Origin of the sequence: Kitasatospora sp. NPDC059817, from assembly GCF_042731835.1 — a bacterium.
Classification (GTDB): domain Bacteria; phylum Actinomycetota; class Actinomycetes; order Streptomycetales; family Streptomycetaceae; genus Kitasatospora.
This window is the reverse complement of sequence record NZ_JBHWIR010000105.1, coordinates 21,416-26,252: the sequence shown is the minus strand read 5'-3', so window position 1 is coordinate 26,252 and position 4,837 is coordinate 21,416. Positions and strand designations below refer to the sequence as shown.

The window sequence follows — 4,837 nt, the reverse complement described above, 5'->3', positions numbered from 1 at the left end:
GGGGCGGCGCCGCTGGCGGCCGCCCTCACCCGGGCCGCCCCCACCCCGGGGGCCGGGGCGCCCCGCCCGGGCCGCCGCCCACCCCTCATGACCGGCACTCCCGCCATCGCCGACACCCTCCCCGCGTCCTACGCCGTGTGCAGCGACGACGCTACGGGCACAGCGGCCCGCGCCGCACGTCCGCCCCCCGAACGGGTGCCGCGCGCCGTCCGCGTTGACGGGTGGCGGGCCCGGCGGAGTAGCACGGACGGGCAGGTCAGGCGGACGCGGCCTCGGCCCGCCGTTCGTCCTGGTGCCGCAGAAGATCGTCCGTCGTCATCGGGCAGGTCTGCCGGTCTGCCAGCGGCCGCCGGCCCCGGGAATTGACCCGTGAAAGTGGCATTCAATTGCCACCTGATGGCGGGTCTTTCCGGTTCTAGCCTGGTCCCATGACGACGACGAGCAACACCGCCACCGCCGCCCCCGTGCTGACCCGCCACGCCGAGGCCGAGAGCTGCGCCGACCCGAGCAGCACCATGACCCTGCTCGCCGACTCGGCGCACACCGAGGGCGGGTTCACCAGCTACCGCTCCACCTTCGCCAAGGGCGCCGTCGGGGCCCCCGCGCACTTCCACACCCGGGCGTGGGAGCTGTTCTTCGTGATCGGCGGCTCGCTGCAGGTGCTGGTCGGCGAGGAGGTCACGATCCTGGGCGAGGGCGACTTCCTCGCCGTGCCGCCGCACACCCCGCACGCCTTCGCCGCCGCCCCGGGCGCCGAGGCCGACGTCCTGTTCGTGTTCACCCCGGGCATGGACCGCTTCGACTACCTGCGCCTGCTGGGCCGCGTGATGCGCGGCGAGACCGACCCGGGCGCGATCGCCGCCTCCGCCGGGCGCTTCGACAACCACTACGTCGACAGCCCCGCCTGGCGCGCCGCCCTCGACCGCAGCGCCGCCTCCGCCTGAGGCCCCGCCCCCGCCCCCGCCCGGGGCCCGTGACGGCCGCTCCCGGCGGGCCGGTGCGGGCCGGGTGTGGAACGGTGGAGGCCGGGGGTGTCCTGGTTGCGAGAGGAGTGGCCATGTCGTCGAAGCGTCGCCGCAAGAAGAAGGCCCGGGCCCGGCGCGGGGCCAACCACGGCCGCCGGCCCCAGTGCTGAGCGCCTGAACCGTGCGCGCGGCCGGGGCGCCGCCCCCGGCCGCACCGGGCGCTCAGCCCGGTTCGCGCCCGTGTCTGCGCCCGCGCCCGCGCGGCACGGCGTGGTACGTGCAGGTGTCCGTCCAGTCGCGGCCGAAGGTGAGCACCAGTACCGGGCCCCGCCCCTCGGCGCGGGCGGCCCGCAGCAGCGCGGCCGGGTCGCCGTCCGCCGGGATCTGCTCGTGCCGGAAGTACACGTCGCTGCCCGGGCGCGGCCAGTACGGGTCCGGGCGGGGGATGCCGGACAGGTCCCAGACCAGGGTGGCGTCGGCGGTGGACAGGCTCGGGCCGGGCATCCGCCAGCCGTCGGGGAAGAGGCCGCGGTCGCGGTGGTAGCGCAGCGCGTAGGCGACCGTGCCCGGTGAGTACGGCGGTTCGTCGCCCCAGGTGTTCGGGAAGCCCCAGTCGGCCAGGCCCGCCGCCTCGATCCTGGGCAGGACGGCGGTGATGTCCTCGCCGGTGGCGAAGTAGGCGGCGGCGCTCATCCGGCAGACCAGCACGCCGCGGCCCTCGGCGGTGGTGGTGAGCAGGCCGAGCGAGGCGGGGCGGTCGCAGTGGTCGGCGACGCGGGTCAGCAGGTGCGTCACGCCCTCCACCGCGGCCAGGCCCTCGACCATCCGGCGGATCCGCGCGCGCTCGGCGGCCCGCAGCGCCTCGACCTGCGGCGAGGAGGCCAGGGCGTGCAGCCGGCGGGTGGTGGGCAGGCGGGCGCGCAGCGCGTCCCGGGCCCGTACGGGCTGGGCCAGCAGCATGCCGAGCAGGTACTCGAAGCCGTTCACCGGGCGGGGTCCTCTCGGGCCGGGTGGCGTCCGCACGGGTCGCGGCGTCCGCCCCACAGGCTGGCCCGGCGGCGGCCCGCACCGCAATGCGCCGCCGTACCCGACTTCCGCCGGCCGCCGGGTTCAGCCGAGGGCGCCGACCGCTGTCCGGATGGCCTGCGGCAGGCCGAGCAGGTCGGTGCTGTCCGTCCACTGGTCCACGCCGCCCACCGGCGGCAGGGCGCGCAGCCGCGCGTCGGTGACCGTCTCCAGCAGCGCCCGGGCGAAGCGGCCGGCGTCCAGGACGAGGTAGGGGCGGCCGTGGAACGGCCGGCGGGCCGCCGCCAGCGGTGCGGTCAGCCCCAGGGCGTTGTGCCGGCGGGCCGCGGCCTCGTACGCCTCGCACAAGTACCGTTCCCGCTCCGTGAAATGACCGGACGTCAGCGCGCCGTGCAGCAGCGGCCCCAGCTCCCCGGCGGCGCCGGTGCGCCCGAACGCGCTGCCCAGCCACTTGCCGTACGGGGCGTAGCGGCGCTCCATCAGCAGGGACAGCCGCATCACCTCCCGGACCAGGCGGGCGGCCACCACCATCGAGCCGAGCTCGTCGCCGACCTCGGCGCAGCGCCCGACGAACGCCTCCTCCTGCTCGATCCGGCGCCACTGGCAGGCCAGCAGGTAGCGCCACACCTGCTCCGGGTACCAGGCCAGGTGGCGCCGGGCCGCGGTGAGGTCGCCCGGGCCGTCGTGGAACACCGCGCCGCCGGTCACCTCGGCCAGGCGCTGCTGCGGCAGTGCCAGCCAGTCGCCGGCCCCCGGGTCCGTCCGGTACCACCCGGCCGCCGCCGGGCCCAGCCGGGCGGCCAGCCAGGAGGGCACGTCGTGGACCTCGACCAGGTGGTCCACCGGGCCCTCGGTCCAGTCGGGGTGGCGCACCGGGTCGAGCGGGTCCGGGCCGCGCCGGAAGTGCGTGGAGCGGCCGCGCACCTGCCGGGGCAGCCGGTGCGCCAGCACCTCGCGCAGCCGCTTCCCGTGGCGGGCGGCGTCGCCGGGGGAGAGGAACAGCTCCAGGCGAGGGCCCCAGTCGTGGTCCGTCGAGCGGGCGGTGTCGAAGCCCAGCACCTCCGAGCCCGCGCCCACCCGCGCCGCCGCGTACCCGAGTCCGGGGAACGCCTCGGCCAGCAGCGGGCGCACCGCCTCCTCGTGCAGCGTCCGCGCCAGCTCCAGGCCGGGGACGAACGCGCCACCATCATCGGGAGTCGTCATGGGGCCCACTGTGCCAACACCCCGCCGCCCCGGGCCACCGGATTCCGGACCACCGCCTCCCGGAAACCCCTTCCGTCGGCTGCCGTGTCCGCCGGCCGCCGCCCTTTCCCCCGGCGGACAAACACAGAGAGACCGCTCGGGCCGCTGGGGGCCGGGCGGTCTCTGCTGTTCGGACGGGCCCATGCGCCAACACGGCCCGCTGCCGGTGTTCCCGAGAATTTGGAGTAGACAGCGCCCCCGGGTTCCTGACCCGCAGGTCTGGATGACGCTGCTGCACATCGTCACATTCAGCCAGGACGGCTACAAGGGCGAGTTGCACAAAAATGCATCAAATTCCGGTTTCGAGTTCCTGAACTGCACTGATGTCACAGGGTTGTGACGAGATTGCGGGCCGGGCCCGGGATTCTGGCGCATCAATCTTCGCGATGTTCACCGAACCGATTGGGAATCACCCGTACGCCTGACAGAGTGTTGCGCGAAACGGGTTCCTCGCGTGACGCCAACCACCGAAGTTCCCGTCCGTTGGAGTAGACGGTGATATAGGAGGTCCTCGATGACGAGGAAGCGGAAGAAGAAGCGCGCCCCCGCCCACTGCGCCGCCGGCCACCCGGCGCCGCCGCGGCCGGGCCTGCCCTGGTCGTCCGGCCCCGTGCGGACGGCCGTGGTCGTCGTCGTGGTCGTCGTGGCCGCCGCCCTGGTGAGGACGGGCATGTCGGCGGGAGCGGCGCTCGAACTGGCCACCGGCGGACTGCTGTTGAATGCCAGGCTCCAGCAGGGGCGGGCCTAGAAGGAACGCCGGACCGCGATGGGACGCCAGGAGAAACCGATCGCGGCGACCGAGCCGGCCCTGGGTCGGCTCGCCGCGTTGCTGCGCGAGCAGCGTGAAGAGGCGGGGCTGACCTACCGTCAGCTCGCCGACCGGACCAACTACCACCCGACCACCCTGCAACGGGCCACCAGCGGCCGGACCATGCCGAACTGGGAGGTCGTCGAGGCCCTCACCCGGGCCTGCGACGGCGACCTCAAGGCGGCCCGCCGCAAGTGGACCCTGGCCAACTACTGGGCCCACGTCCCGCGCCCCTCCGGGACCCAGCGCCGGGCGCCCCGACGGCTCAACCCCGAGCAGGTCGACTCCCTCGCCGACCTGCGACGGGCGATGCACGAGATGCGGCGCAAGGCCGACTGGCCCTCCCTGGAGGAGCTGGACCGCCGGGCCCGGGCCGGGGGAGGGCGCCTGCCCTCCAGCACCCTGGCGCTGGTCCTCAGGGGTGAGGCCCCGCTGCGCAAGGCGGTGTTCCTCACCTACATGGAGGTCTGCGGGGTCAAGGAGGCCCGCCGCGCACTGTGGGCGGCGGCCTGGGAGCGGACGAACAACGCCCGCACCTCGGCACCGGTCAACTCCCGCACGTACCAACGGGAGTTCACCCGGGCCATGCAGTCCTCCAGCAGCGGCACCCCGACGGACATCCTGTTCAAACTGTGGGTGACCCTGCGCAACAGCCTGGCCGCCGACCGCGCCGAGGACGCCGGCCACCCCGGCCACTCCGCCGGGACGGGCCGTGACGGCGCCGGCGGCGGCCCGCCGGTACTCGTGTGACCCGGTGCCGGGGGGGGGGGGGGGGCCCCCCCGCCCCCGCGCGGCG

5 protein-coding genes are annotated in these 4,837 nt (G+C 75.3%); 3 read left to right on the top strand and 2 right to left on the bottom strand.

Features of this window, described 5'->3' with window-relative positions; all coding sequences use genetic code 11:
• Window positions 1–428: 428 nt before the first annotated feature.
• A complete protein-coding gene (locus tag ACFV61_RS22150) occupies window positions 429–944 on the top strand; it encodes a cupin domain-containing protein (RefSeq protein WP_380493504.1) in 516 nt (171 codons plus the stop codon).
• 243 nt (window positions 945–1,187) lie between these two features.
• Here ACFV61_RS22150 and ACFV61_RS22145 read toward each other — a convergent pair whose 3' ends face one another.
• Both ACFV61_RS22145 and ACFV61_RS22140 read right to left on the bottom strand, forming a co-directional pair.
• The gene (locus ACFV61_RS22145; RefSeq protein WP_380493502.1) at window positions 1,188–1,952 is read right to left on the bottom strand and encodes a hypothetical protein; all 765 of its coding nucleotides are present in this window, start codon (window positions 1,950–1,952) and stop codon (window positions 1,188–1,190) included.
• 123 nt (window positions 1,953–2,075) lie between these two features.
• Entirely contained in the window at window positions 2,076–3,194 is a 1,119-nt protein-coding gene (locus ACFV61_RS22140; RefSeq protein WP_380493500.1) for a DUF4037 domain-containing protein, read from the bottom strand.
• A 553-nt stretch (window positions 3,195–3,747) separates the two neighbouring features.
• Between ACFV61_RS22140 and ACFV61_RS22135 the strand changes: the two genes are divergently transcribed.
• A complete protein-coding gene (locus ACFV61_RS22135; protein WP_363586793.1) occupies window positions 3,748–3,981 on the top strand; it encodes a hypothetical protein in 234 nt (77 codons plus the stop codon).
• Window positions 3,982–3,999: 18 nt separating this feature from the next.
• Entirely contained in the window at window positions 4,000–4,791 is a 792-nt protein-coding gene (locus ACFV61_RS22130; RefSeq protein WP_380493498.1) for a helix-turn-helix domain-containing protein, read from the top strand.
• The last annotated feature ends 46 nt before the right edge of the window (window positions 4,792–4,837 follow it).